This is a genomic window from Methylobacterium sp. Leaf111 (assembly GCF_001423285.1).
Lineage (GTDB): Bacteria > Pseudomonadota > Alphaproteobacteria > Rhizobiales > Beijerinckiaceae > Methylobacterium.
On record NZ_LMNE01000015.1, the window covers coordinates 1 to 25,197 of the forward strand.

The following is a 25,197-nucleotide window of genomic DNA, read 5'->3' on the forward strand; positions in this document are numbered from 1 at the left end:
TCGATACCGCACGCCTGACCGGTGCCACGCCCTTCGGCACCATCCTCAAGACCGTCGGCGCTTAAACCCCGCCATTACGGGCCTGGGTAATTACCCTGCCGATTGCCCCCGTGGGCGGCAAGATTTCCACCAAGGCCAAATCCCTCCCCGACAATCTCGGAAAAGCCCCGGCTCGGTGGTTCCGCCGCGATAGTGCGTGGGGTGGCCTCACGGGCGATTATGTCACGAACGGAATTCAGGACCCCGAGGACCTGGAGGAAATGGCCACGTGGCCAACCTCCAGCGTCGGGATTCTCGGCCGGTTCGCCCCAGGTATCGACAGCGACGCCGAGAACGACGATGCCCGCCGGCTGGTGGAAAGCGTGGTTCTAGACGTGTTCGGCCGTGAGGCCGGGTTCGCCGAGCGCCTACGCGGCGACAGCCCCCGCCGGCTCTACGCGTTCAAGGCCGCAAGCCTCAACGATGAAGCGCGGGTGGTTCGGACCCGCCACATCGCCTACCGGCTCAAGGGCGAGGATGATACGGACCCGCTCCACAAAATGGATATTATTGGTTCGGGAAACCAATACGTCATCGCTGGAATGCATAAGACCGGGACACCTTATCGGTGGGACCCGGATTATGATTTAGCGGACCTGTTCCGGGAAAACCTTATCGAGGAAATCGACAACGCCGACATTGGCCGGTTCCTCGCGGCATTTGAGGAGACGCTAGAGGAGCAAGGCGGCTATATCGTCCACTCCTCGGGTGGGCACGCCGCAGGGTCCGAGCGCGACTATTCAGACCAGGACGCCGTTATGCCCGTGAAGGACATATTTGGCGGTCTCCAGCGGGTGCCGAACGACGAGGCCAATTTTCCCACCCGCGACGATTTCGTTTTCGCCCTGTCCGCCATCCGTGCCGCCCTCGGCGCCGAGGCCGAGCCCAACCGCCACCATGTGGAGGCTTGGGCCACCGCCGAGGGGTTCGCGGATCGGGACTATTTCGACAAGGTATGGGACAGCCTAGAGCGCGCGGTTCGCGTGGACCGGAACGCCCTGGACCGGCTGTTTAAGCGCCACCGCGTGTTCGTGTCGGCCCGCTCGGAATTTACGGGCGACGTCGCTGCGATGACGGCTGAAATCAAGGCGGATAAAAAGGCCCGGCGTGAAGCAAAGGACGAATTGCTCGCGAAGGTTTTCAAGCTGTTCGTATTTGGCCGCGTCAACACCGCCACCGATGACAACACACTGCGGATGCGACGTAAAAAACGCGCCTCTACGGAATGGAAAGCCTCGGACTGGTGGCAATTTAAGTCTGACGATCCGGATGTCTCGCTTATTCAAGAACTACACACAAGCGGACGCTACCCCCCGTCCGAGGCCGGTTTGTGGAACCTCGTTCGTGATATGCGAGCCCTATTCCCATATGGTTTCTACACTGGATACACGCGGCACCCCGGGTTTGAGCGTGGAGAGATTATCGATGATCCTAAGCCGGACGGTGAGATTATCCGCAAATTGAATTTGCGCTATCTGTCCCCCGTCATCCTCGCGGCCGGCTCACCGCCGAAAAACCAGAAACAGGCCAACAAGGACTTGGTGCTGTTGCTCAATTTCATTGGGCGGGTTTTTGGCGAACACGCGGACTACGAATTGGATACGCTCGCCTACATGGTGCAGACGACCAAGCGCCCTGGGCACATGCTATTCCTAGTCGGCGAAAAGGGCATGGGCAAATCTATCTATTCAAATATGCTTGTCTCCATGTTCGACGGGATTGGAGAGGACATGGGTGGTTCTATCGACGGAACCAAGCTCATGGCCGAGGCGTCTCGCCGGTTCGTCATGGCAAATATCGAGGGGTGCCGCATTATTTCAGTCAAGGAATTGCCTGACGGGACAACCCCGGCGAACATGGCTGCCGTTACGTCTGTGCTCAAGCAAATGGTGGACCCTGGCCCAGACGGCGATTATATCCAAATCGAGGCTAAATTTAAGAATGGAGCCTCCATCCGGAATTTTGCCCGCATCGTTTCTACGTCGAATTATGCAAATGCCATTTCGGTGGAGCAAGGGGACCGGCGGATTTTCTATATCGCGTGTGGTATCACGAGCGAGAACCGCCCGGACGACCAATATTATTCGGACCTAACCTCCATCACGAAGAATCATGAGCGGCTAGCCATATTTTGGCGCTACCTGCTGGAGCGCGATATCTCGCACTATCAGGTGGCGAAGGCACCGCCGGTTTCCGTGGCGAAGCAAGAGGCGGAAATTGCTGGCATCGCCGATGCATGGGAGCGGCATATGGAGGCCACCTTGGAGAGCCTCCGTCACGCTGGCCGTTGGATATTCGACCTGAAGGAAATAGCCGAGGTTATGTCGGCGATGGGTGAAAACGAGCACCGCAACACTAACGGTGCCGTGGACGAACGGCGCGACTATGAATTCAAGGCCCCTGGTCGTTCTGCACAGGCCGCTTTGCGGCGGCTGAAATCAAAGGCCGAAAAAATTGCGGACCTCAAATCCGGTTCAACACGGCTCCCCTCCATTTACGGATTCAAGACGGGCGAGCGTAAAATTCGGCGCCTCGCCAGCGCTAGCCGAGACGAGCTTTTGCAGGAGATCGCACGCGACCAACGGGCGAACCCCCTCGTCCAGGACCACGCATGGGACCTGTTCTCTGGTCCGCCTCGTCTCGAACCTAAAACAAGGCGCTGAGCTCGCGCGGCTGTTCCCGGCTACGAACGGCGCCACCCTGTATGAACGAGTGGCGCCGAGCGGCAACGATGGCCGGATCAGGCATACCAGAGCCGGGTGGGTCCAGGCTTGCAATCCGTAATCACTGCTCAGCCTCAAAGCGCCATCGGCGTTGTGCTGCCAATTCGGCAGATAATGGGCCTCCGGACGCTCGGACGATAACTAACTCGACGCGGCCAGTTAATTCCAACCCCAGAGGATCAACCGAATTAATTCGGGCCGGGGAGGATTACTACGTTCCTGTCAAAACATAGCAACGGCAATAGTAGGAATTACTGGCCATTCTGGACAAGGTAGGGACGAGGCTGAGACGTGGTTTGGGACAAGGGTTGGGACAAGGGTATCTTTCGATAACATACTGCTTCGAAACGGCTTTTCGGCCTCAGCGATATGGTGGTGCAAAATCACGCGTGCGCCCGCACCCGCGCATCCGCGCGCGTGCTCGCTGGGGGAATGGGGGACCCTTGTCACCCTTGTCCCAAATACCCCAACCTTGTCCCACGCTCGAAATTTATCGCACAGTCCCAAACCGCCGTCACTGCGGTGTGCATGGCAATCTGCCGCGCGACTAGCGTGAACGCATCGGCCGGGATGCAGGGTGCGGTAATGGCCAGCGACCGGTCCATCACGCCGGCTAGTGCGCACACGGTGCTCGGCTTCGTGAAGGCCACATGCATGACCGTAGGGCCCCAGGGGGATCAGGTACGCGACATGGCCGGATAGGGCCTCCTCGGGCTCGTGCACGCCACCAGGACCGTGGAATGGCCCGGACGGCCCGGCGACAAGGTCCTACTCCGGTGGGCCGTGGAACCCGGGATGGATTCCTTAGCGCACCTCCGGGGTGGCTTGAGCCTGGACTACCACCCAGGCGCAACGCCCAAGATGGTGGAGACCCGCCAGCTGCGGATCATCGGGCTCATGGAGGAACTGCATACCAACATGGAGGAGGTACGGGAGCGCTCGGCGAGTTCGCCGGTGCTGGTGGTTTCGGAAAGTCAAATCGGCATCCACCCGCTTTTGACGCTTGCGACTTATCGTACTCGCCTGTTACAAAGCAATCAACGAACGTCGATGGCAGCGTCACAGGCGGGTGGTTATGCCAGAGGGTCGGTTCATCAGCTACCTGCGTGTCAGCACCGCCAAGCAAGGCGCTAGTGGTCTTGGCCTAGAGGCGCAGCGTGCGGCCGTGGCCGATTATCTCAATGGCGGCCGGTGGACCCTTGTCACCGAAGTGGTGGAGGTCGAGAGCGGCAAGCGGAACGACCGCCCCAAGCTCATCGAAGCCTTGCGCCTGTGCCGCCTTCACAACGCCACGCTGGTGATCGCCAAGCTGGATCGACTGTCCCGCGATGCCGCGTTTCTTTTAAACCTCCAGGCGAGCAACGTGCGCTTCGTGGCCGCTGATATGCCAGAGGCCAATGAAATGGTGGTTGGCATCATGGCGGTGGTCGCACAGGCCGAACGCAAAATGATCAGCGCACGCACCAAGGCCGCACTTCAGGCTGCCAAGGCACGCGGCGTGAAGCTTGGTGGCGACCGTGGCGTCACACCGCCTGCTGGCGCTAGCGCACGCGGCGGTGCAGCGACCAAGGCCAAGGCCGTTTCCCGAGCATCGGACGTGGCTCCCGTTATCGAGGAGGTACGTGCGGCCGGGGCCGTATCCCTCCGGGAGATTGCAGCCGGCCTGAATGCCCGGGGCATCCCTACCGCACGGGGTAGCGAGTGGTCGGCTGTCCAAGTGAAGCGGGCACTCGAGCGCCCCTGAGGCTGCTACAGCATCGGCGTGGCAGAGAAGGTGCCTCCATTTGACCAGTACCTAACACACGCACCAGCACGCACGCGGATGGGACAGGCGGAACGCCAGGGCAAAACCCGCGTTTAGGCCCCCCACTGCCCCAAGAGGCTCGGCCGTTCGATTATAACGGTGGTCTCACGTCACGGTCGCCCAAGCGAAGCCTGCGCACCCGACAGACCCCCTCCCACCCATCAAACCCGAAAAGACCCATCCGCTTAAAAATAAGGGGGTACTAGCTTGGTGGTAGTGCCGGATGGGGGCACGCTTAGCTATTCGAACTAGCGACATGCGATGGGCATTCTAGTGGTCAAAAGCTGACGCTTGACACCGGCTGCTTCCGACCCAACCACGCCGTAGAAGTTGGTCGATAGCAAACCCAAAAGCAGCCATCCATCCGGCGGCTGGAGGCGTCCGAGCGCTTGGCTGACTGCGCCATAGACGCAGCGATCCACTCTCGTCGCGTGGCCAGACGTGGTTAGATGCTCATCGAGAAGGTTGCTCAGTTGTTCCAGGCGAACAGAGCTGTCGTTCTTGTTCGGCAACGGGAACACCTCCATCACGAGGGCCTTCGCTTTTCCTCCGACCACCCCGAGCCAGCGCCCGATGCCGAACTTGATGGGGTCCAGCCTGCGTGCCGCCGCCGAAGGCCTTGTCGCGCTAGTGGCGGCCTGCAATCGATTGCGCCTTCCGAGGACGCAGCACCCCTTTGTAGTCGGTGTCCACGCGCCGATGCGAGAGGAGTTGACCCTGCGGGATTTGCCCGTGACCGGGACGATCCCGGTGGGGCTCGAGGGCCGCTACCTCAAGATGGGCGCCAACCCCGCCCGCCCGACGACGCGCGGCCACGATTGGTTCCTGGGCGACGGCATGGTGCACGGTCTCTGCATCGAGGACGGAAAGGCCCTGTGGTACCGTAACCGTTGGATCGGCTCGCATGCAGTTTCGGCAGCGCTCGGCCGCCCCGCTGCCCCGGGGCCGCGCCGCGGCGACGACACCGTTAACACCAACGTCGTCGCGATCGGCGGCCGCGCTTTTGCCGTGGTCGAAGCTGGCAGCTTTCCCGTCTTTTTATCCGAGGACTTGGAGACGCAGCGCTACGATACGTTCGACGGCACCCTCGCCGGTTCCTTCACGGGGCACCCGCATCGCGATCCGGCGACCGGTGAAACACATGCCATCGCCTATGACGGCCGCGTCTGGGACAGCGTGCGCCACGTCGTTATCTCGCCCGCCGGTCGCGTTGTGCGGGACGTCTCAATTCCGGTCGAGCACGGCCTCTGCATCCACGATTGCGCGATCACGACCCGCTTCGTCGTCGTGCTAGACCTGCCCGTCACCTTCTCGATGCGCGCGGTGTTGGCAGGACACCGCTTCCCGTTCCGCTGGAACCCGGCCCACCGCGCCCGCGTCGGCCTGCTCCCGCGGCATGGCACGGCCGCCGACATCATCTGGTGCGCGGTCGAGCCGTGCTTCGTCTTCCACGTCGCCAATGCCTACGACGACGCTGATGGGCGGGTGATCCTCGACGTCGTGACCTACGAGAGGGTGTTCGCCTCGGCCGGTGGTGGCCTCGATGCACCGGGCCGGCTGGAGCGCTGGACAGCCGACCCCACGACGGGGCGGGTCGACCGCCGGGTGATCGATTCCGCGGCGCAGGAGTTCCCCCGGATCGACGAGCGTCGCTTTGGGCAACACCACCGATACGTCTATACGGGCTCGGTCCCCGCCGACGGCAACACGCAGCTCGTGGGCGCGACGCAACTTTACAAGCACGATCTGGAGACACGGGAGCGGCGCGTTCACGAGTTCGGCCCCGACAGAGTCCCGGGCGAGTTCGTGTTCGTGCCGGCGAGGCCCGAGGCTGAAGAAGACGAGGGCTGGCTCGTTGGGCTCGTCGTCGACACGGTGAGTGATACGACCGACTTCGTCATCCTCAACGCGCGCGCATTCGAGGCGCCGCCCGTCGCCGCGGTGCACCTGGGGCATCGGATCCCGCCAGGCTTTCATGGGAACTGGTTTCCAAAGTCGTGGGCCGAGTGACCGTCTCTGGATGCTTCGGCAGTTGATCCGCTTTCCTATGTAATATCTCATGGGGCGCAGGATTGTCCCGTAATGCCCGGGAAGCCGAAATGCCCGTTGCGAGCGACCCGCAGCCTGCCGTCATCCAGGATCACGGAGGAAAGCCGTTCCTCCCCGGCTTCGTGCCCGGACCGCTGGGACCGACAGGTCTCGCTGCCATCGATGCCTACCAGCGGGTAGAAAACGACCTCTCGGTCGGCCAGATCTACCTGCTCGACAACTCACTGCTGCGGGAGCCCCTGTCCCTGGGACCAGTTAAGCCGCACCTACTTGGCCATTGAGGCAGTACGCCCGGCCTCAATTTCATCTACGCACACCTCAGGCGCGCCCTTCGATTGCAGATTATACGAGGGTGAGCTTAGGTGGCTGGACGGGCTCGGCCGCAAGCCGTCGAAAAATTCCAAGTACGGACTCGGGTGACGCCTGCGTTGCCACCCCCTTGGCTACGTCATCCTGGGACCACATCCAGGTGCGTGCAGGGTCGCTCCGCATGGACCAGGCGGGAAACAGACGCTCGGTCGCATCCGCATAGACGAGACGCGTGATCTCCAGGTGCCGATCGTCCTGGACGATCCGCGCATAGGTCGCATCGAGAGCGTCTGCGTTGCCCTCCAAGAGCTGGAGATAGATGTCGCCACGACAAACCAGAGCGCCGGTCAGACCGTCCCGCGTGTTGCAGCGCCGCGATTGGGTGAGGATGCCATCCAGGGTGGATTGATCGAATCCGAACGGACGGGACGCATAGACGAGCTGCACGAGCTTCATTTGGCTAGCCTCCGATCGCGTTACCTTCGAAACCTTGGTGTCACCCGCAGGAGGCGGTTTGGGTGTCAGCCCGCCGCCTTTCTTCGAGGCCGATCTCGAGAAGCCGCTGCGCCAGCAGGACAGCCGTAGGCGCGTCGACGGCGGAGGCATCCGCGCCGACCCGCTCGACAAGTTCGGGCTTGTCGAGGAAGACAGGCCCCCCCACCATGATGCCGATCGAACGGTTCCGGGAGACGTCGCGGATCGACTGGATCGAGGCCGTAAGCCCTTCGATGCGGGTCTCGCAGCTCAGCGTGAGTCCGACGACATCGAACGACCTCGATCTCACGAGGCTTGCGATCTGCCCCGGGCTGGACGCCAAGCCACTCGTGACCTGCCATCCTGCGACCTGCAGGAACTGCTCCACGACGGCCACGCCAAACGTATGCAGCTCGCCCGGTGCCCCCATCAGGAGGGCCGCCCGGGCCTCGTCGTGAGCGGAGAGCTTCGTTTCGGATCGGTATTGCGAGAGGAGCAGCTGGAGGCGGGCAACGCCCACGGTCACCTCGATGAAGTCGCAGAGGTCCTCGTCCCATAGGCGTCCGAGCAAGGAGGCGGCCGGTGCAAGGAGTTCGAGGAACATGCTCTCGGTCGAATGGCCTTTGGCCAGGTGATCCCTGACGGCGTCCGAAGCGGCCGAGAGATCCGAACCGAGGAGGAGCTGCGTGAAGGCTTCGATCTGTTGCGCGTCAGGTTTGGCGAGCGGAGCGCTCGCCGCGGGCGCAAGCTGCGGGTGAAGCAGCTTCAAACGCGGGATGATGTCTGTTTCGACGATGCGGCTGAGAGCTAGGGCGCGCTGGCGGCTGTCCTCGGCCGTGCGTTTGCGCGCATAGGCAAGCCGAACCTCCGAGACCCAGCCGGCGGGTCGCGCCGACGGATCAGTCCACGCAGTGGTGGACAAAGCGAGGTTTGACATGGTCCGCTCCCCCGAACGCTCTTCCTGTGCCGGGGCGATTGTCGGTCGATGGCCGTGCGCCTCTTGGACCCATCAGAGCGCCGCGCCGACGGAATGTAAAGGCGCTCGCGAAAAGTTCCCGGCTCGACGTGTACTTTGGTCCGCTCGACAATCCAGAGGGGGTATTCTTGTATCCGCCCCGCGCGCGCTCATCGATCAGGACATCGACGCTGCAGGGATATGGCTGGAAAGTTTCCGAGCGCTGCCGCGACTACAGGCGCCCGAGCGTATGGAGTGGACCCGTGTCGAGTTGCTGCAGGATGCGCGTCAGGGCCGCGATATTGTCCTTGTCGTCGGTGCTTTCGAGGGCGTCCTGCAAGACGACGCGGATGTCCTCGGCTTCGACCTTCTCCATGTCCCAGTTCGGATAGAGCCGCTCCCGCTCTTCCTCACTCTGGCTGAGCGTGACGAGATCGTGATGGCGGGGATCACCCTGGAGGCTCGCGACAAGATCTTGCATCTGGGCCGCCGGCCCCTCGATCCATTGAAAGAAAATGCCACTGCCGAAGACCAAAACTCCGGTGATGCCGCGAGCGAGATTGTTCCGCTGGGCCGCCTCGACGATCCGGTCGACCTCCGCGTCATCGACGCCATCGGCGGCACGGCTGCAGTAGACGAAGTGATACAGAGCGGGCAGAGCGCCTTCGTCCAACTCAGCGCCACGGAGAAAGCCGTATTCGTCCAACATGGGTGGACCCTCTCCAGGGATGCTGGACGAGCCGTTCTGCCCAGCATGAGGACGGCAGGATAGCGCATCTCACCGGATTTGAAACTGGACTTGGTTGCCCAGGTCTTTGCGCCGATATCGCGGGTTCTCCCGCGTGATGGGCCCGTCAGCGCGAACAGCCTCGGCCAATCCCGCCTTTCACGTACCCCTTGAAGGACTGTCTCGAACATGAGGCGCGAGCGCGTAACGAGGTGACAGCATCCGTTACCGAGTCTTGCTGCCCAGCTGGCAGGCTTCGAACTGAAGAGCGCTGTCTTCGGGTATCCATGGTTTCAACCCGGCACGCAACTAGCGAGCGCCGCAGCTGATTGCCGCTTCCACGGGGCTGCTCCACAAAAGCGAACTGGCAGGAAACCACCAACCCAGTCGTAGTGCGGACTGACCGAAGCCGACCCAATGTCGCCATTGATGGCCACGTCCGGGCATCTCGAAAGCGGTCGTTCGTCGGTGGACATCGTCGCGGTCGGGGCTTCCCCGGGCTCTGTGACATAGCTTGAGCGAGTGCTTCGTAGCCACGCTCGAAAATCGGGTCTGGCAGACGGTGTTCAGGGACAGGAGTGGCGCAAGGCCGAGGTTCCGAAATGTGCTACTCGGAAACTTGCACCCCATGTCACATCAGACGGCAGTGCATCGTCACTCACGTGAACCAATCACGTGGGAGAGCTCGATGATCAGGACGATTCCGGTACTCGCCGCCATCCTCGGCGCAGGCCTGGCCGGAAACGGCATCTTCATGCTCTCCTCGCCCGAGGCATGGTACTTCGCGGTGCCGGGCGTGACGACGACTGGCCCCTTCAATCAGCACTTCCTGCGCGATATCGGTCTGATCTTCGTGTTGATCGGGTTGGGTTTCGTGTACGGGGCCGTGAGACCCGGATTGCGTGTCCTACTCTGGTGCATGGGTGCGATCTGGCTCTCGGGCCATGCGCTGTTCCATTTCTGGGAGGTTGCGGTGGGCATCTGCGGGCCGGAGGTTCTGTCCCGAGACTTCCCCGCGGTGACGCTTCCTGCGCTTATCGCGGTCGCCTTCAGCGTCTGGTCGTTCCGCCGTGCCGACCGTTGATGATCCGACCCGCGTCTTCGAGCAGGAACGGGCGCGGCTCGTCCGACTTGCCTACCGCATGCTTGGGTCCCTCGGCGAAGCCGAGGACGTCGTACAGGACGCTTGGCTGCGCTGGCGCCACGTCGACCATTCCGAGGTTACCTCAGCCGGCTCTTTCCTGTCGCGGACGGTGACGCGTCTCTGCCTGGACGTGATGAAGTCCGCGCGGGTCCGGCGTGAGACCTATGTCGGCACATGGCTACCCGAGCCTGTCGCCCTCGTCCCAGACGAAGCCCCTGGCGACGATCTCACTCTCACGCTGATGCTGGCCCTTGAGCGGCTTTCACCGCTTGAGCGGGCGGCGTTCATCCTGCACGACGTCTTCGCGGTCCCACTCGCCGAGATCGCGGCCACCCTCCAGCGTGAACCACCGGCGGTCCGTCAGCTCGCCGCAAGGGCCAGGAAACACGTGCAGGCCGCACGCCCGCGCTTTCCTGTCGAGCGGGAAGAGGGCGCGCGCATCGCGAAGGCCTTCTTCGAGGCATCGGCGACCGGCGACATTGCGGCGCTAGGCAGCATGCTCGCCGATGCCGTCGTCGTACACTCCGACGGAGGCGGAAAGGTTCTCGCCTTCCCCCGGCCGATCATCGGCATCGACAAGGTCACGCGCATGTTCGAGGGGGCTGCGCGCAAGGCGTGGATCCAGCATGCCCGGAAGCTGCAGGACCTCTGGATCGACGGCCTGCCGGGCTATTTCAGCCTGGAGCCCGGTGGAATGCTCCAGACCGTCGCTCTGGACATCCAAGGTGGATTGATCGTCGGCATCTACTTCACCCGGAATCCAGACAAGCTCCAGCGAATGGCGAAGTTGTTCGGAGGATCTGAGACAGTGCCGACGCCTCACTGAGCCTCAACGGCGGGCGATTGCCAGTTCCCTGCGGCAAACGGTTGAGAACGCGCAGAGCGGGTCGAGGCCGCTACCGTGGCGGATGTCTGCGAAGGCGGCGAGATCCTTGTTCGGGGCGAAGTAGGTCTCGCCGATGCGCTGCATGACCCGCTCGGCTTCCTGGAGCGTGTCCGGCTCTCCGAAGAGCCGGATCTTGTTCACGATGGCATAGAGCGCCACCAGCTTGGCCGGGCCGTCGAGTTCGTGCCGGAAGGCATCGCCGAACAAGGTCGACGCCTCCCGGATGAACTCGCCATAGAGAGCTTCCCGTCGCGCGCGGTCCTGCACCAGGAGGGTTGCGCGCTCCTGGCTGTGTTGGGTCAGCCACGTGGTCGCGAAGGAGGCCATCGCGCCGATGGCCGACCCCGCAAGCGCGGAGAGCGCCGAGATGTAGGCCGCATCCATTGGCGGCAGGTCTCAGCCCGCTCGCTTCGGCTGTCCCGCCAGCCATTCGCCGTAGCGCCGCTGCGAGAGCCACGCGTCACCCGTGGGCGTAAGCCAGGGGCCTCCGAGAACCACCCCGAAATACGCGGCCGTATCGTCCGTGATGACGTCCCGGGGCTCGCCGATGCCGTCGAAGTGGCGCCTCACCAGCTCGGCCATCGGCAAACGCTCAGGGCCGGCGACTTCGATCATGCCGTTTCGGGGTAGCGCCAAAGCGGCCTCCGCGACCTTCGCCGCAACGTCGGCCGACGCGATGGGCTGGATCGACGCGGAGGTCACGCGCGCGGTGCCGTCGATGATCGAAGCTCCGGCAATCGCCGCGACGAACTCGAAGAACTGCGTGGCGCGGACCAACGTCCAGGGCACACCCGCCGAGGCGATCAACTCCTCCTGAGCGAGCTTGGCGCGGAAGTAGCCGCTGTCGAGCAGGCGCTCGGTTCCGACCACCGAGAGCGCGACGTGGTGCGAAACGCCCGCGGCCTTCTCGGCCTCAGCCAAATTCTGTCCAGCGCGGACGAAGAAGTCCATTGCTGCGTCGTCGGCGAAGGAGGGTGAGTTGGCGACGTCGATTACGACATTCGCGCCCTGCAGGGCTTCCGCCAAGCCCTCGCCCGTCACAGCGTTCACCCCCGTATTGGGCGAGGCCGCGAGCACCTCGTGTCCAACGCTCCCTAGGGTGGTGACGACCTGCGAGCCAATCAGCCCGGTGCCGCCGATGACGACGATCTTCATGTGACGCTCCTTTCAAGTCCGACCCCAGCGGGCCGGTTGCAGCGATGACGAGGAGCGCACTTGTCGTGTGACATAGACGCGCGGATTCGATGCTATCGACTTCGACCCGGCGAGGGCTTGACCTTCCGGGATATTCCGGCAGTCGACGGCCCAGACTAAAATAGCCGTTCCGGGATGAGCCTTCCGGAACGGCACGCGACCTCACGGAAGCGCGTCCTCGGAAGAAATTTCGGGGATGAACGAGTGGCGATGGGTCATCCGTGTGCCGGTGCTCGTCGAATGGAGCGCCGGGCCAGCACGGACCCCTTGCAGTCAGTAGTCCCAGAAAACGGGAATCCAGCGAAAAGCGTCGCCATCGACCGCGACCCGACCAACCGACGGGAACGGCAGGTGCGTGGCGATCAACTGCTCGCCGGTCGCCGCCAATTCTCGCAGGAGCCGAACGCGAACACGCTCTGCCTCCTCGGGATCGTGTTCGAAGCCGTTGTGCCAGTCGGGATGCTCGAACCCGACCGAGAACACGGCGTCACCGGCGAACGTCAGCCTGTCGCCGCCGGATGCCAGGCGGACCACGCTGTGTCCCGGGGTGTGGCCGCCGGTACGAAGCACGACGACCCCTGGCGCGACCTCGTGTTCCTCTTCGAAGAGACGAATTTGACTACGGTACTCTCGCGCAAACCGCTGGGCTGCCGCTCGAAGTGCCTCAGGGAAACCCTCTGGCATGTTGACGTGAGTGAAATCCGGCGCCTCCCAGAACCTGACCTCGGCAGCCGCCACGTGGATCCGCAGGTCCGAGCGCAGTCGCTCTTTCACGCCATCGACGAGGAGCCCGCCGACATGGTCCATGTGCATGTGGGTAAGCACCACGTCGGTCACGGACCCTAGGTCAATGCCAACGGCGTCCAATCGCCTGACCAGTTGTCCAGCCCGCGGCAGGTTCAGGTTCGGATCCAGCCCCAACCCAGCGTCTATGAGAATAGTCTGGTCTCCACTGCGAACCAGGACCACGTTCAACGACCAGTCGAACGCGTCCTGCGGCAGGAACATGTCCTTCAGCCAGACAGCCCTTACGGCCGGTTCGACGTTGTGCCCCAGCATCTTGGTCGGGAGCGGCAGCACCCCATCGCTGACGACCAGCACGTCGATCTCGCCGATCCGGACCGCGTAGCGCGAGGGCACCAGCTCCTCGCTCCCCGTACGCGAAAGGCCACTCGGTTCCGGATCGGTCCGCCCAGCGTTGGCAGGTGTCACAATAGTCATCGTCATCCCTTCTGTGGGACGCGCGTGCATCTGTTTCGGCGGTCGCAAAACGCGCGTCATGCCACAGGGACGAGATTGGGTTGGCAGATGTGACATGAGCGATGGAAAATAGAATTTAGAGGCGATCTTCGCTTCCATGCATCGCCACCCCAAAATGGGCCGGCAGAAACTCGACCGTCACAGTCGCAGACCTGACCGGCAGGTCTCGACCCAACCTCGCCGCTCAAGGCAACTTGCGCTGGGTCCGAAAGTGGTCGTTCGCCAACAGCAGTTCTCGGACCAGAGGGCCAATATCGGCCGTCGTTCGCTGCTGCGATGGCGAGGCCGGCGGGCACCACGGCGTCAGGGAGTTGGGCTCCCGTACCCAGCCACGGCCGCCGGTCTCGCCGTAGCCGGTTGCGGCGATGAGCGTTCGCAAGGCGCATCGGATGCCCTGGACAACCGATCATGACCGGGATGACGACACCGTCGACATCGGTTCGGACGCGATGTGCCGCGGAAGGCCGGCATGGGCGCGCAACTCGGCGATCTCGGCTTCGATCCGGGATAAACGTCGGTCGATAATGTCGCCTTCGGTCGTGGCCAACGCCTCTTCGAGTTCGCCGAGCCTCGTCCAAAAGCGTCGCCATGTCGTTGGCGAGAACAGGCTGCGTGCCGTATATCCGGTCATGTCATAACCCCTCTCTTGCCGGCATGTAGCCGTCAGGCTTTCGGAGCCTTCCGCGCGCAAGCGTCTTGTGAAGCGATATGCAAGAGGCGGAGTTAGAGGGTGACGACGACCTTGCCGATTTGCTCGTTGGATTCCAGGAAGCGGTGAGCATCCTGAATGTCGGCGAAGGCGAAGACACGGGCGATCAGGGGCTTGAGGGCGCCCGACACCAAACCGTCCATGATGAAGGTCTTGGCGCGTTCGAGGATCGCATCGTCGGACACGACTTCGATGTAGAGGTAGCCCTTCAACGTCAGGCTCTTGCTCAGGACTGTAAACAACGGGAACGGCGTGGGTTCAGCGCTGAGCACGCCATATTCAAGCAGGATCCCACCCCGTGCCATGCTGGCCGTCAAAGGCCCGAACGAAGGGCCGCCGACCGGATCGAACACGACACGAGCGCCGTTCCCGTCGGTGATTTCCATAACCTTCGCAACAAGGTCCTCTTCCTCCGTTGCTACGACATGGTCGGCGCCGGCATCCAGAAGAGCTTGTCGCTTGGCGTCGGTGCGCGTCGTTGCGATGACGGTCGCGCCGACCCTTTTCGCGATTTGGAAGGCCGCTATGCCGACACTGCTGGACGCTGCGGAGATGATCACGGCCTCGCCGCGGGACAGCTTCGCCTGTTCGATGAGGGCGCCCCACGCCGTGACATATGGCATCCAGACCGCCGCGGCGTCCTCGTAGGACAGGTTCTGCGGATGCTTGACGACCAGGCGAGCCTGTACATTGACGAGTTCGCCGTAGGTGCCGCCGTCGGAGATGTCGAGCGAGGGAATGACGCTGACGGCATCACCGACGACGAAACCCCTAACGGACGACCCGACCGCTTCGACAACGCCCGAAGCCTCGTAGCCGAGGCGGCTCGGAAAGCGTGCGTCCTGCAGATAGGCATGACTGCGGAACATCACCTCGGCGCGGTTTATACCGATCGCCTTTACCTTGATTTGAACCTCGTTGGCAGCGGGGGCCGGGACGTCCACGTCATCGATCCGGAGAACGCTGGCGTCACCGTATTCGTGAATTCGGACTACTCGGGTCATCAGATATCTCCAGGCGCATCGCTTTAAGGAGCGTTTGCTCCAAAAAACCATTAGGAGATGTTCGATAGAGCGTCAACATAATATGGAGTCATAGCTCCATTTTATCGGCCATGTTGCCTGAGCCGCTCTCTGCTCCCGGTGTCCCACCGCGCTCTGACTGATGCCGGTACGTGCCCGTATCGATGCCCCGTACAAGGTCGCCCGTCGCGAGGCTCTGGAGGTGTGCCTCCAAAATTTGGTTGACGATCCCGCAATTCGAAAGCAGAACGGCTTTTTGGAGGCGCCCCTCCAATTCACGCCACGTTGTGTGGGTACGACGCAATGAGGAACACGTCATGCCGTTTTTCCAACGTCCACGTACCCAGGGACCTGTTTTCTCTGGATCAGCGCAAGGCGATTGCGGACGCCCTCGCGCACTCCCTTCAGGAGAGCTTTGGCCTGCCCCCGGAGGACAAGTTCGTCGTGATTAACGAGCATGCCGAAGGTTTTATGTTCCTGCATCCCACGTATAAGGATATGGAGCGTACGGCAGGTGCGATCGTCATCTCTGTCCATATTCCGGCATCGCGTCCGATGTCGGAAAAGCGCAAGTTGCTGAAGGAGATCGTCCAGTGCCTTCACGACAAGGTCGGCATCAGGCCGGATGATGTGTTCGTGACCCTCATTCCATTGCCGTCGGCGAACTTCTCGTTCGGGCGAGGTTTCAGTCCGTTTGATAAGGGCGACGACTAGGGCCGCCGGCCGGGCCATGCATCGAGCGCCATAACGCCGGTCTTTTCGAGCATGCCGCGATCGGCGCCGTCACGCGCACGGACCGCCATGCCCCTGAACACTGTCTCGAAGAACTCGGCGATCTGGGCGAGGTCGGTGCCTTCAGGTAGGTCGCCGTTCCGGACGCCCTCGTCGAGGCGATCTACCATCAAGGCGAGCGACCGCCCTCTGACATCACGCATGAAGTCGCGGAGATCGGCGCGTTCGGGGGCGTCGTGTAGCCCGGCCAGGGAAATCATGCAGCCTGCAGGGCCCGTGTCGTCAGTGTAAGCGGCCGCAGTAGCCATCATCAGCCGCGCGAACGCATCTCGCGCCGAGCCCCCGCCGGTCAGGGCCTTGGGGAAGAAGCCGCCCGGCCCAGTGAGATATGCACCGACCGCCTCTCGATAGAGGGCCTCCTTGTTGCCGAAGGCGTTATAGAAGCTTGAGGGGCTGACCCCCATCACGGCAATCAGTTCGTCGAAGGTCGCGCCCTCGTAGCCCCTGTCCCAAAAGACGCGCATCGCCCGGTCGAGCGCCGCTGTCCGGTCGAACAGGCGTGGTCGGCCACGCCCGCGAGAGGTTGGGCTTTCGCCCTTGATGGTCATTGCGCTTCCTTACCGGCCTGCGACGTGAACGGTCATCGCCCACGCCTCCAAGCCATAAGCTAACATATTCATAGCGACGGCTCCACTTTTACATTGACTGCCAACGGCGGGCAGACCAAAGCATATTTATGGAGCTTTCGCTCCAATAGAGACAACCTGCTGCGGCCTTGCTGCTCGACCAAAGGACCATCCTGATGAAAGCGATCCAGATTTCAGCCTTCGGCGAGCCCCGTGACGTACTGCGATTTGGCGAATTTCCTGAACCAGCCGCTCCTGGTTTGAACGAGGTGCTCGTTCAGCTCGAAGCGTCTCCGTTCAACCCTCACGACCTCTATGTGATCAAGGGCGGATTTCCCGTTCTGCCGACGGCGCCGGGGCCCGTCGGCAACGAGGGGGTCGGCCGCGTAATCGGCCTGGGCGCGGACGTAGATCATCTTGCCATCGGTGACCGGGTGCTTCTTCCAACCTTCACCTGGCTCTGGCGCGAGCGGATGACCATCCCCGCGGCGGGTCTATTCGCCCTGCCGGACGCCGATCTGCATCAGCTTTCGATGCTCGGCATCAATCCCCCAACCGCGGCTCTCCTGCTCAGCGAATATACGGCATTGGAACCGGGTGACTGGGTCGTCCAGAACGCCGCTAATTCGGGCGTCGGTCGGGCCGTGATCGGCATCGCCAAGGCTCGGGGCTTCAAGACACTCAACATCGTCCGCCGGCCCGAACTTGTCAGTGAACTCAAGGCCGCGGGGGCCGACGTGGTCCTGGTTGCGGGCGACGACACCAAGGCCGAAGCCGAGAAGGCGGTCGAGGGCGGCCGGATTGGTCTAGGTATCGACGCCATCGGCGGCGAGGCGATTGGCATGCTCGCCGACATCGTCTCGCTCCGAGCGGCCGTCGTCGCCTATTCTATTCTCGGCAGCGCAACGATGTCGGTCCCGGCCTGGTCGCCGATCTTCAAGCAGGTGACCGTCCACGGCTTCTTCCTCGGCAACCCAGACTCAGCCGCCGCCGCCCCCGCCGCCGTCCAAGACGTCCTGCCGCTCGTCATCAGCGGTGCCCTGCATACACCGATCAGCGGTGTCTACCCGCCGTCCGCCGTCGTCGATGCCGCCGTCCATGCCGAGCGTGGCGGCAAGGTGATCATCGATTTCACCGCGGGATAAGATCGCCCTCGCCTGAGCCGCGACCGTCGCCCTTTCAACCATCATCAGAGACGTGCGAGCCCGCCTAATCCCTCTAGGGGCGCACGGCGCAAGGTAGTCATATGTCTGTTTATGTTCTCATCGATCTGGACGTTCACGATCCGGAAGTCTTTGCCGAGTACGTGGCCAAGGTCGGGCCCCTGATCATCCAGTATGGGGGCAAAGTCGTCGCGACGGATCCGGAGCCGGAGCTCTACGAAGGTGACTGGGCGCCAAGCCTGGTTGTCGTTCTGGAATTCGAGACGCGGGCAGCGGTGCGCGCATTCTACGACGCACCCGAGTATCAACCGATCCGTGCGATCCGCATCAACTCCGCGACGTCGAACGGCCTGATCGCCGTGGGCCGATAGACCAACGCCTGTCCGCAGACCGCGAAACGAAGTCGGCTTCGTCGGGTTTCCCGGCGAGGCCGTACGAAGCGTGGTGCTCACGACCTTCGGTCAAGAGAGCGATGTCAAACCGTGGGTACCGTCCCGCCGTTCGCAAGAGCGCCTTTCGCCGCCGCAGGCGCTGCGACGCGCGGCACGCGGTGACTCCGGTGTGGAGAACGCCGGCTTTGACGCTCACGTGTCCGGAAGCTGACGGTCCGCAAACCACCCCTAGCCGCCATTCGGCTACCGACCCAACCTAGTCGTACAGGTTGCTACGAACGCCTATCAAAAGCGGACGTAGGCTCAGGTTGAGATCATCGGCCGAGGGCTGACCCATTTTTGACGTAGGTCTGCACCAGTCTAAGGGACTGTTGACCTCAGCGGCCGGTAACCCGATCGATGGCGCTTTTCTCGATCGCGACCAAAACGCTTGGCGGCGCCTGTTCGCTCGTCGGTGCTAGCCGACGGTCTATCGCATTCGCCTAGGTGCGCTTCCCTCCGAGAACGAGGCGAAGCGATTTGGCGAGTTCGTCACGTCGATAGGGCTTGTTGAGGACGGGAAGATCTCCGCGCCCGATCACCTGACCCTCTTCGAGGTTGGCGACGTACCCCGAGGTCAGGAGGACCTTAAGGCCCGGCCGAAGGCGTTGCGCCTCAATGGCGAGCTGCGACCCGTTCATCCCCCCGGGCATCATTACATCTGAGAAAAGGATGTCGATCCGCTCGACGCCCTGGAGATGGACGAGGGCCTCGGCGGCGTTGCGGGCCACAACCACGCGGTAATGAAGTTCCTCTAGGCTTTCGACGGCCATGCCCAGCACCTGCTCGTCGTCCTCGACCAGGAGCACGGTGTCGCCTTCCGTGGCGCGACGCAGCGGAAGGCTGCCGCTGCCAGCGCCTGCCTCCTCACCAGCCGGCTCGGCGGAGCGGGGGAATAGGAGGCGGAATGTGGTGCCGACACCGAGTTCCGTCTTGATGCCGACGAAGCCACCGGCACTACGCGTGAAGCCGTAGACCTGCGACAGTCCCAGGCCCGTTCCTTTGCCCACTTCCTTGGTCGTGAAGAACGGCTCGAACACCCGGGCCATGGTCTCAGGGGTGATCCCGCTGCCCTGGTCGATTACGGCAACCTCTACATAGGCCCCGGGCGGAACGCCCCTATCAGCCACAGCTGCGGTATCGAGGTGCACGTTCCGGCTCCGAACGACAATTCGCGAGCCGCCCCCCTCCATCGCGTCTCGGGCATTGACGACGAGGTTCAGCACGGCCGCCTCGAACTGCGCCGGGTCGATCCGGATCGGATCGATGATGGGATCGAGATCCAGCGAGAGTTCCACTGCGCCACCCGCCGCCCGCTCTGCCAGCGGCTTGAACTCGGAGAGCAGTCGGTTCGGGTTGATGGTCTGTGGCCGCAACATTTGCCGGCGTGAGAAGGCCAGGAGTTGCTGGGTGAGCTGCTCGCCACGCCGCGCCGCGTTCATCGCCGCTTCAGCCAAGCGGACGACGCGCTCGGTGTTCGCCGGCTTACGGAGCATCATGTCGAGGCCGCCGACGATGACTGTCAGCAGATTGTTGAAATCGTGCGCAACGCCGCCGGTCAGCTGCCCAATGGCCTCCATCTTCTGGGCCTGGCGCAACGCCTCCTCGGTGTTCCGCTGGTCGGTTCTGTCGACGACGATGCCGGCCATGCGAACGGGGCTCCCATCATCGCCGTACTCGGCTTTGCCCTTGGCCGCGATCCAGCGGATCGCACCGTCGGTCCGCGACATCCGGCATTCCAGGTCCAACGTTCCGGTCTCGACCGCCTTGGCGAAGGCGGCCTCAACCATAGGTCGATCTTCCGGCACGGCGTGGGCCAGGAACTCGGCCCTACCCCACGACGAGATCGGCGCGTCGTAGCCGAAGATCGCGTCGTGCCGACGGGAGCGCCGGGCCGTATCGCTGACGAGGTCGAGGTCCCAGGATCCCATGCCAGCGGAATCGAGCGCGAAGGCCAGGGTCTCGCGCGCTGCCTCGACCTCGCGGGTGCGCTCCTCTACGCGACGCTCCAAAGTCTCGTTCGCGATCCGGAGCCGCTCCTGGCTGTCCTCGCGCTCTTGGATATGGTGCCGGGCCTGGTACTGGCGCCGACGGACCCGCAGGGCCGAGGCGACCGCGCTGAGAAGCGTCTCCGCGTTGATGGGTCGTTCCAGCAGGACGACATTGCCGAGGCGTTCGATCATGGCGGCGGCCTGGGCGGTTCGTCGTCCGGCCTGCCGCGTCGCCAACATGATGAACGGGAAGTCCGACCACGGCGGCTGGGACGAGACCCAAGCATTAAGCGAAGCCGCATCGACGTCGAGGAGCGCCTCCTCGGTGACGATGGATGTGGCGGCTGACGTACGAAGGCCGTCAAGCCACTCGGCACCATCGGCGCATACGGTGACGCTGATGCCGGCCTTGTCCAGAAGTTGCGCGATGACAACCGCGTCGCGTCCGCGCGGCGCGAGTATCAGGACGCCTTCGCCATCGTGAACGGATGCTGATGTCATACTGCCGCCGCCGGCTCGGCGGCACTTGGGATCAGGGCGACCTTGCCGTCGTAGGTCGGCAACCCGGAAAGGATGCCCTGAAAGTCGGTAAGGGCGGCGCCGACCTGAAGGCCGACGGGGGAGAGCTTGAGTTCTCGGATGGTGCGTTCGTGGGTATTGACCCGGCTCTTCACCACCGAAAGGGCAGTCCGGACCGCGCCGTTGGCCTCGAAGTACCGGAACAGCAGGATACCGTCGCTGAGGTAGCTCAGGTCGATGTCCGACCGGACGTCGCCAATCACGCCGTGCTGGCCTAGGACCAGGAGGGTCGTGGCGCCCTTTTGGTTCAGGTAGTTCAGAAGCTCGTGCATCTGCAGGATGAGGAAATCCTCGCCAGGCATGGCGTGGATGTACGCATTCAAGCTATCAAAGACGACGAAGCTCGCGCCCCGCGACTCCACCGTCTTGCGCACCCTGCAGGCGAACTCACCAGGCGAGAACTCGGCCGGCTCGATCTCGTCAATGACGAGGCTGCCGCTTGAGAGATGGGCGTCGAGATCCATGCCGAGCGCCCTAGCGCGCTTCAGCAAGGTCTGGCGGCCCTCGTCGAACAGGAAGTAGGTCGCCTTCGCGCCGCTATCCAACGCTTCAAGCATGCAACGGACCGCCGTGGTAGTTTTGCCGACCCCCGATGGACCAAGCAGCAGGGTGTTGGTTGCGGGAGCCAAACCTCCCCCCAGGAGCAGGTCGAGTTCCTCTGAGCCGGTCGAAGCCGGTGTCATGTCGTACTTCGCGGCATGGTCGTTGGCGACGAGGCTGGGGAACACCTCGACGCCGCCGGTATTCAGGACAAAGTCGTGCAGCCCGCCGTGAAACTTGACCCCCCGCATTTTCAGGACGTTGAGGCGTCTGCGCGCGGCGCCGAAACCGCGCCGGATCTGCTCCAACATGATCACTCCGTGGGCGATGCTATGGAGCTGAACGTCGGCGGTTCCATCGTCCAGCAGGATGACGGTGCACTCCCTGGACGCGAACATCTGCTTCAGGGCTAGGATCTGGCGGCGGTACCGGAGAGGGTTCTGGGCGAGCAGGCGAAGTTCGGACAGGCTATCAAACACCACCCGCTGCGGCCTGAGGCTGTCGACCCGGTCGATGACCTCGCGCACGGTTTCCCCGAGCTCGACCTCGGACGGATGCAGTACGGATTGCTCGCTGTCCGGATCGAGGCCAAGCTCGTTGACGAGCTCGTAGACCTCAATGCCGTCGAGAGACCACCCGTGCGTCCCGGCTGCGAACGAAAGCTCGTCAGCGCTCTCCGACAGGGTCACGTAGAGACCCTTCTCTCCCCGAGCGACGCCATCGAGGAGGAACTGAAGGCCGACCGTCGTCTTGCCGGTCCCTGGCGTTCCTTCGAGGAGGTAGAGGCGACCGCGTGTCAGGCCACCGTCGAGGATCTCGTCCAGGCCACCGATGCCCGTCGACAGTATGTCACGAGCCTTGGGGGCAAGCGTCGTAGCGGAGTCGGTCATCGGGCGGTATCCGATTGGCGGCAACCGATGCCCGCGTCGTGGGCTTAGGGGTACCTTGGGAAATGCGTTCCGACGACAACTCCGGCTTGGCGGTTTGGTCGCATGGCAGTCGGTCTTCCTTCACGGCCTAGGTGCCTCGCGTCCAGCCGCCCGGGGGAGAGTTTCTACCACCGAAGGCAGATGCAGGCTGGATCTACGGGACTTTCGACGGTCCGACAGGCGCCCTGCGCCGTGAGCGGAAGTTGCTTCGACGCCAGGTAGCGGACATTTTATACCGCAGGGCCGAACGTCCGAGGTCGACCCAACCCGGACGTTGTAGGCGGTCATCCCACCATCCCGAGGCAGCCGCTCTAAGCTTTTAGCGATGCGGACCAAAGTGGGCGCTGCCAGATGAGAATGTAGCGGGATCTGCGTGGTCTCAGACACGGCCTATATTAGAATTGCTTCAGATTTGAAGTGCTCTAAGTGTGTGTTTTAGAACACGTTTTTGGCTTGCATCGTAATCCGCGAGCGGCAATGAAATGCGTACTGCGCCGCTTGAGGCGCGCCTCTATGCGTGTCCCATGCCTAGCCGATCCCCCCTCCTTGTCCTGCTTCTTGCCAGCACTGCCCTCACCGGAACGGCGACGGCTCAGCAAAGCGTGCAGCTGGACCAACTCTCGGTCGAAGGAACAGTGTCTGGGCCCCCGCTCGGTGGCAGTGGCGCCAACCTCAGCGGCGGTGATGGCGGCACGGCCGCCACCAGCGGCGGCGGAGGCGGTCCCTCGGGGATCACAGGCTACACCGCGCGGGTCGCCACGGCCGCGACGAAGACCAACACCCCGCTGGTCGAGACCCCGCAATCGATCTCGGTCGTCACACGCGAGGAGTTGAACGACCGCAACGTCCAGACCTTTGCCGAGGCGGTAGCCTACGTCCCAGGTGCGGTCTCGGCGCGGTCTGGCTACGACCCGCGCTTCGACCAGATCTTCATCCGCGGCTTCGACGTGCTCACCAACCAGGGCCTGTACCGCGACGGGCTGCGCATCATCGGCAGTGGCTTCGCCTATCCGAAGACCGAGCCCTACGGCTTGGAGGCGGTGACGATCCTGCGCGGACCAGCCTCGGGTCTCTACGGCCTGGGCTCGCCTGGCGGCATCCTCGATGTGACCTCGAAGCGCCCTGTCTTTACCCCCTTTGGTGAGGTGCAGTTCCAGGCCGGCAGCTTCGACCGTTTCCAGGGCAACTTCGATGTCGGTGGTCCGATCGAGGGGTCGGGCGGCACGATGGCCTACCGCCTCACTGGCATACGACGTGAGGCCGGCAGCTTCATTGGGCTCGGCACCAACGATGACATGCTCAACATCGCACCGGCCTTCACCTGGAAGCCCTCGGCCGACACCACCTTCACGTTCCTCAGCGAGTACCAAGTCCGGAACGTTCCGGCGACGACGTTCTTCTACAACGACCCCGGCTTCCGGGCGACGAACTTCTACATGGGCGATCCGCGCTTCGCTGGCCTTGACCAGACCCAGTACCGGGTCGGCTACGCCTTCGAGCACAAGTTCACGCCGGACCTGATCTTCCGTCAGAACTTCCGCAACTACGGCGTCTTCCTCTCCGGTAAGTACGTCGACATCACCTCCATCAATGCCGAGCGGACGATCGGCGCCCGGGACAACGGCTACATTCGCTCCGGCATCGTCCAGCAGACCTTGGATAATCAGTTGGAGGCGCATTTCGCGACCGGCCCCGTCGCCCACACGCTCGTCGGAGGCATCGACTACGCGCGCTACAGTCTGACCAGCCGCTTCGGAAGCTACTTCGGCGACAATGTCGCGGTCCCGGACCTCAACCTGATCACCCGCAACTACGGCCAGCAATTCATCGCGACACCGGCCCTTGGAGCCGCCGCGCGTCAGACCCAGGATCAGGTCGGCGTCTACCTCCAGGACCAGGCCAAGTTCGGCGATTTCATCCTGACCGTGAACGGGCGCTTCGATCAGGTCTTCCAGGACAATCGGGCCACACCCGACGCGACGGTCTCACGCCAGGACAACAGTGCCTTCACCGGCCGAGTTGGGTTGGGCTACGTCCTGGCACCCGGGCTCGTGCCTTATGCCAGCTACGCCACCACCTTCACTCCACAGGTCGGCCTCGATCGGAATGGCCAGGCCTTCAAGCCTGCCACCGGCGACCAGATCGAGGCCGGCGTAAAGTACCTGATCCCCGGCACCAACATCCAAGCCGCTTTTGCCGGCTTCGACATCGTCCAGTCGAGCATCCTACGCACCGACCCAAATGCTATCGCCTTCTCGTCGGCCACGGGGGCTGTGCGCTCCACCGGCTTCGAGGCCGAGGCAACGGCCAATATTGCGCCGGGTACCAACCTGACGATCGCCTACACCCACGTCGACATCCGGTTCCAGAGCGGTACCGCCCTCAATGGGAACGGCGAAGCCGTATCTACCGATGGTAACCGGGTCTCGGGCATCCCTGGCGACACCTACGCTTCGTTCGTGACCTATGCCTTCCCGCCCTCGTCGGCCCTGCGCGGTCTCCAAGTCGGAGGCGGTATCCGCTATATCGGGACGAGCTTCGCGGACGACCTGAACACGGCACGCAACACCGCGGTGACCCTCTACGACGCGCTCGTGGCCTACGACTTCGCCGCCCTGGATCCGCGCTACAGAGGGTTCCGCGCCCAGGTGAACGCCTACAACATCTTCGATCGGCGATATCAGACCTGCTCGTTCGGCTTCTGCAACCGGAACGAGCCAGCCACAGTTCTCGGCAGCCTGATCTACCGGTGGTAAGCGAAGCTACGCCTTGGGCTAACCTTCCAAAGGTATGCTCGGGGTCTAGAGCAGGTGCAGCGGCGACGCCCATTGTTTCGTCGCCCGAAAGCAGACCGGCGACTGTCCACCCAACCCGGTCGTTGGCCTCTGCCTCGACAGCCCGGGAGCGGACC

Annotated in this window: 21 protein-coding genes and 1 pseudogene; 10 read left to right on the forward strand and 12 right to left on the reverse strand. The window is 63.1% G+C overall.

The features are described 5' to 3' along the window. Window positions 1–110: 110 nt before the first annotated feature. Entirely contained in the window at window positions 111–2,702 is a 2,592-nt protein-coding gene (locus ASF41_RS11160) for a DUF5906 domain-containing protein (RefSeq protein ID WP_056493227.1), read from the forward strand. A 1,135-nt stretch (window positions 2,703–3,837) separates the two neighbouring features. Further along, the gene (locus ASF41_RS11165) at window positions 3,838–4,506 is read left to right on the forward strand and encodes a recombinase family protein (protein WP_056493231.1); all 669 of its coding nucleotides are present in this window, start codon (window positions 3,838–3,840) and stop codon (window positions 4,504–4,506) included. A 308-nt stretch (window positions 4,507–4,814) separates the two neighbouring features. Here the strand turns inward: ASF41_RS11165 and ASF41_RS25405 are convergent, their stop codons facing one another. Next, entirely contained in the window at window positions 4,815–5,210 is a 396-nt protein-coding gene (locus tag ASF41_RS25405) for a hypothetical protein (RefSeq protein WP_162242111.1), read from the reverse strand. An 88-nt stretch (window positions 5,211–5,298) separates the two neighbouring features. Between ASF41_RS25405 and ASF41_RS11170 the strand changes: the two genes are divergently transcribed. Continuing rightward, a complete protein-coding gene (locus tag ASF41_RS11170; RefSeq protein WP_407067274.1) occupies window positions 5,299–6,576 on the forward strand; it encodes a carotenoid oxygenase family protein in 1,278 nt (425 codons plus the stop codon). Window positions 6,577–6,665: 89 nt separating this feature from the next. Then, window positions 6,666–6,893, forward strand: a pseudogene (locus tag ASF41_RS11175) (hypothetical protein); the annotation flags it as partial. Window positions 6,894–6,957: 64 nt separating this feature from the next. Here ASF41_RS11175 and ASF41_RS11180 read toward each other — a convergent pair. The 3 genes from ASF41_RS11180 to ASF41_RS11190 form a co-directional block, all read right to left on the reverse strand. Continuing rightward, window positions 6,958–7,380, reverse strand: a complete 423-nt coding sequence (locus ASF41_RS11180) for a BLUF domain-containing protein (RefSeq protein WP_056493240.1) — start codon at window positions 7,378–7,380, stop codon at window positions 6,958–6,960. A gap of 40 nt (window positions 7,381–7,420) precedes the next feature. After that, entirely contained in the window at window positions 7,421–8,335 is a 915-nt protein-coding gene (locus tag ASF41_RS11185; protein ID WP_056493243.1) for a B12-binding domain-containing protein, read from the reverse strand. Between the two features lie 250 nt (window positions 8,336–8,585). After that, complete coding sequence (locus ASF41_RS11190; protein WP_055955782.1) at window positions 8,586–9,062, reverse strand: BLUF domain-containing protein; 477 nt, start codon at window positions 9,060–9,062, stop codon at window positions 8,586–8,588. 706 nt (window positions 9,063–9,768) lie between these two features. Here ASF41_RS11190 and ASF41_RS11195 point away from each other — a divergent pair. Together ASF41_RS11195 and ASF41_RS11200 are read left to right on the forward strand one after the other, a co-directional pair. After that, the gene (locus ASF41_RS11195) at window positions 9,769–10,164 is read left to right on the forward strand and encodes a hypothetical protein (RefSeq protein WP_056493246.1); all 396 of its coding nucleotides are present in this window, start codon (window positions 9,769–9,771) and stop codon (window positions 10,162–10,164) included. After that, on the forward strand, window positions 10,151–11,050 hold the full coding sequence (locus tag ASF41_RS11200) for a sigma-70 family RNA polymerase sigma factor (RefSeq protein ID WP_056453518.1): 900 nt from the start codon (window positions 10,151–10,153) through the stop codon (window positions 11,048–11,050). Before ASF41_RS11195 ends, ASF41_RS11200 begins: the two co-directional genes overlap by 14 nt. A 3-nt stretch (window positions 11,051–11,053) precedes the next feature. Here ASF41_RS11200 and ASF41_RS11205 read toward each other — a convergent pair whose 3' ends face one another. From ASF41_RS11205 to ASF41_RS11220, 5 genes are all read right to left on the reverse strand, one after another. Further along, window positions 11,054–11,494, reverse strand: coding sequence for a hypothetical protein (locus tag ASF41_RS11205; RefSeq protein ID WP_056493249.1), 441 nt, complete (start codon window positions 11,492–11,494; stop codon window positions 11,054–11,056). A 12-nt stretch (window positions 11,495–11,506) separates the two neighbouring features. Further along, window positions 11,507–12,265: an SDR family oxidoreductase gene (locus ASF41_RS11210; protein WP_056453521.1), complete on the reverse strand. Its 759-nt coding sequence runs from the start codon at window positions 12,263–12,265 to the stop codon at window positions 11,507–11,509. Window positions 12,266–12,577: 312 nt separating this feature from the next. Further along, complete coding sequence (locus tag ASF41_RS11215) at window positions 12,578–13,525, reverse strand: MBL fold metallo-hydrolase (RefSeq protein WP_056351015.1); 948 nt, start codon at window positions 13,523–13,525, stop codon at window positions 12,578–12,580. Window positions 13,526–13,970: 445 nt separating this feature from the next. Continuing rightward, window positions 13,971–14,195: a hypothetical protein gene (locus ASF41_RS24770; RefSeq protein WP_056453524.1), complete on the reverse strand. Its 225-nt coding sequence runs from the start codon at window positions 14,193–14,195 to the stop codon at window positions 13,971–13,973. Window positions 14,196–14,287: 92 nt separating this feature from the next. Further along, on the reverse strand, window positions 14,288–15,277 hold the full coding sequence (locus ASF41_RS11220) for a zinc-dependent alcohol dehydrogenase family protein (RefSeq protein WP_056453527.1): 990 nt from the start codon (window positions 15,275–15,277) through the stop codon (window positions 14,288–14,290). 321 nt (window positions 15,278–15,598) lie between these two features. On the opposite strand from ASF41_RS11220, the gene ASF41_RS11225 reads away from it, so the two are divergent. Next, on the forward strand, window positions 15,599–16,009 hold the full coding sequence (locus ASF41_RS11225) for a tautomerase family protein (protein ID WP_056493252.1): 411 nt from the start codon (window positions 15,599–15,601) through the stop codon (window positions 16,007–16,009). Here ASF41_RS11225 and ASF41_RS11230 read toward each other — a convergent pair. Continuing rightward, window positions 16,006–16,635, reverse strand: coding sequence for a TetR/AcrR family transcriptional regulator (locus tag ASF41_RS11230; protein WP_056453533.1), 630 nt, complete (start codon window positions 16,633–16,635; stop codon window positions 16,006–16,008). The two genes, ASF41_RS11225 and ASF41_RS11230, sit on opposite strands and share 4 nt — an antisense overlap. Before the next feature lie 194 nt (window positions 16,636–16,829). On the opposite strand from ASF41_RS11230, the gene ASF41_RS11235 reads away from it, so the two are divergent. Both ASF41_RS11235 and ASF41_RS11240 read left to right on the forward strand, forming a co-directional pair. Next, window positions 16,830–17,798, forward strand: coding sequence for a zinc-dependent alcohol dehydrogenase family protein (locus ASF41_RS11235; protein WP_082470290.1), 969 nt, complete (start codon window positions 16,830–16,832; stop codon window positions 17,796–17,798). A 101-nt stretch (window positions 17,799–17,899) separates the two neighbouring features. Next, window positions 17,900–18,187, forward strand: coding sequence for a DUF1330 domain-containing protein (locus ASF41_RS11240; RefSeq protein WP_056453539.1), 288 nt, complete (start codon window positions 17,900–17,902; stop codon window positions 18,185–18,187). Between the two features lie 503 nt (window positions 18,188–18,690). Here ASF41_RS11240 and ASF41_RS11245 read toward each other — a convergent pair. Then, window positions 18,691–20,739: a response regulator gene (locus ASF41_RS11245; protein ID WP_056493258.1), complete on the reverse strand. Its 2,049-nt coding sequence runs from the start codon at window positions 20,737–20,739 to the stop codon at window positions 18,691–18,693. Further along, complete coding sequence (locus ASF41_RS11250) at window positions 20,736–22,247, reverse strand: ATPase domain-containing protein (RefSeq protein ID WP_056493261.1); 1,512 nt, start codon at window positions 22,245–22,247, stop codon at window positions 20,736–20,738. The genes ASF41_RS11245 and ASF41_RS11250 overlap by 4 nt, the downstream gene beginning before the upstream one ends. 563 nt (window positions 22,248–22,810) lie before the next feature. Between ASF41_RS11250 and ASF41_RS11255 the strand changes: the two genes are divergently transcribed. After that, a complete protein-coding gene (locus ASF41_RS11255; RefSeq protein ID WP_056493264.1) occupies window positions 22,811–25,042 on the forward strand; it encodes a TonB-dependent siderophore receptor in 2,232 nt (743 codons plus the stop codon). Window positions 25,043–25,197 lie beyond the last annotated feature (155 nt).

Excerpts from the sequence above, each read along its gene's own strand:
- ASF41_RS11165 (WP_056493231.1), top strand. The coding sequence starts at position 3,838 with ATGCCAGAGGGTCGGTTCATCAGCTACCTGCGTGTCAGCACCGCCAAG.
- ASF41_RS11180 (WP_056493240.1), bottom strand. The coding sequence starts at position 7,380 with ATGAAGCTCGTGCAGCTCGTCTATGCGTCCCGTCCGTTCGGATTCGAT.
- ASF41_RS11185 (WP_056493243.1), bottom strand. The coding sequence starts at position 8,335 with ATGTCAAACCTCGCTTTGTCCACCACTGCGTGGACTGATCCGTCGGCG.
- ASF41_RS11190 (WP_055955782.1), bottom strand. The coding sequence starts at position 9,062 with ATGTTGGACGAATACGGCTTTCTCCGTGGCGCTGAGTTGGACGAAGGC.
- ASF41_RS11195 (WP_056493246.1), top strand. The coding sequence starts at position 9,769 with ATGATCAGGACGATTCCGGTACTCGCCGCCATCCTCGGCGCAGGCCTG.
- ASF41_RS11205 (WP_056493249.1), bottom strand. The coding sequence starts at position 11,494 with ATGGATGCGGCCTACATCTCGGCGCTCTCCGCGCTTGCGGGGTCGGCC.
- ASF41_RS11210 (WP_056453521.1), bottom strand. The coding sequence starts at position 12,265 with ATGAAGATCGTCGTCATCGGCGGCACCGGGCTGATTGGCTCGCAGGTC.
- ASF41_RS11215 (WP_056351015.1), bottom strand. The coding sequence starts at position 13,525 with ATGACTATTGTGACACCTGCCAACGCTGGGCGGACCGATCCGGAACCG.
- ASF41_RS24770 (WP_056453524.1), bottom strand. The coding sequence starts at position 14,195 with ATGACCGGATATACGGCACGCAGCCTGTTCTCGCCAACGACATGGCGA.
- ASF41_RS11220 (WP_056453527.1), bottom strand. The coding sequence starts at position 15,277 with ATGACCCGAGTAGTCCGAATTCACGAATACGGTGACGCCAGCGTTCTC.
- ASF41_RS11225 (WP_056493252.1), top strand. The coding sequence starts at position 15,599 with ATGAGGAACACGTCATGCCGTTTTTCCAACGTCCACGTACCCAGGGAC.
- ASF41_RS11230 (WP_056453533.1), bottom strand. The coding sequence starts at position 16,635 with ATGACCATCAAGGGCGAAAGCCCAACCTCTCGCGGGCGTGGCCGACCA.
- ASF41_RS11235 (WP_082470290.1), top strand. The coding sequence starts at position 16,830 with ATGAAAGCGATCCAGATTTCAGCCTTCGGCGAGCCCCGTGACGTACTG.
- ASF41_RS11240 (WP_056453539.1), top strand. The coding sequence starts at position 17,900 with ATGTCTGTTTATGTTCTCATCGATCTGGACGTTCACGATCCGGAAGTC.
- ASF41_RS11245 (WP_056493258.1), bottom strand. The coding sequence starts at position 20,739 with ATGACATCAGCATCCGTTCACGATGGCGAAGGCGTCCTGATACTCGCG.
- ASF41_RS11250 (WP_056493261.1), bottom strand. The coding sequence starts at position 22,247 with ATGACCGACTCCGCTACGACGCTTGCCCCCAAGGCTCGTGACATACTG.
- ASF41_RS11255 (WP_056493264.1), top strand. The coding sequence starts at position 22,811 with ATGCCTAGCCGATCCCCCCTCCTTGTCCTGCTTCTTGCCAGCACTGCC.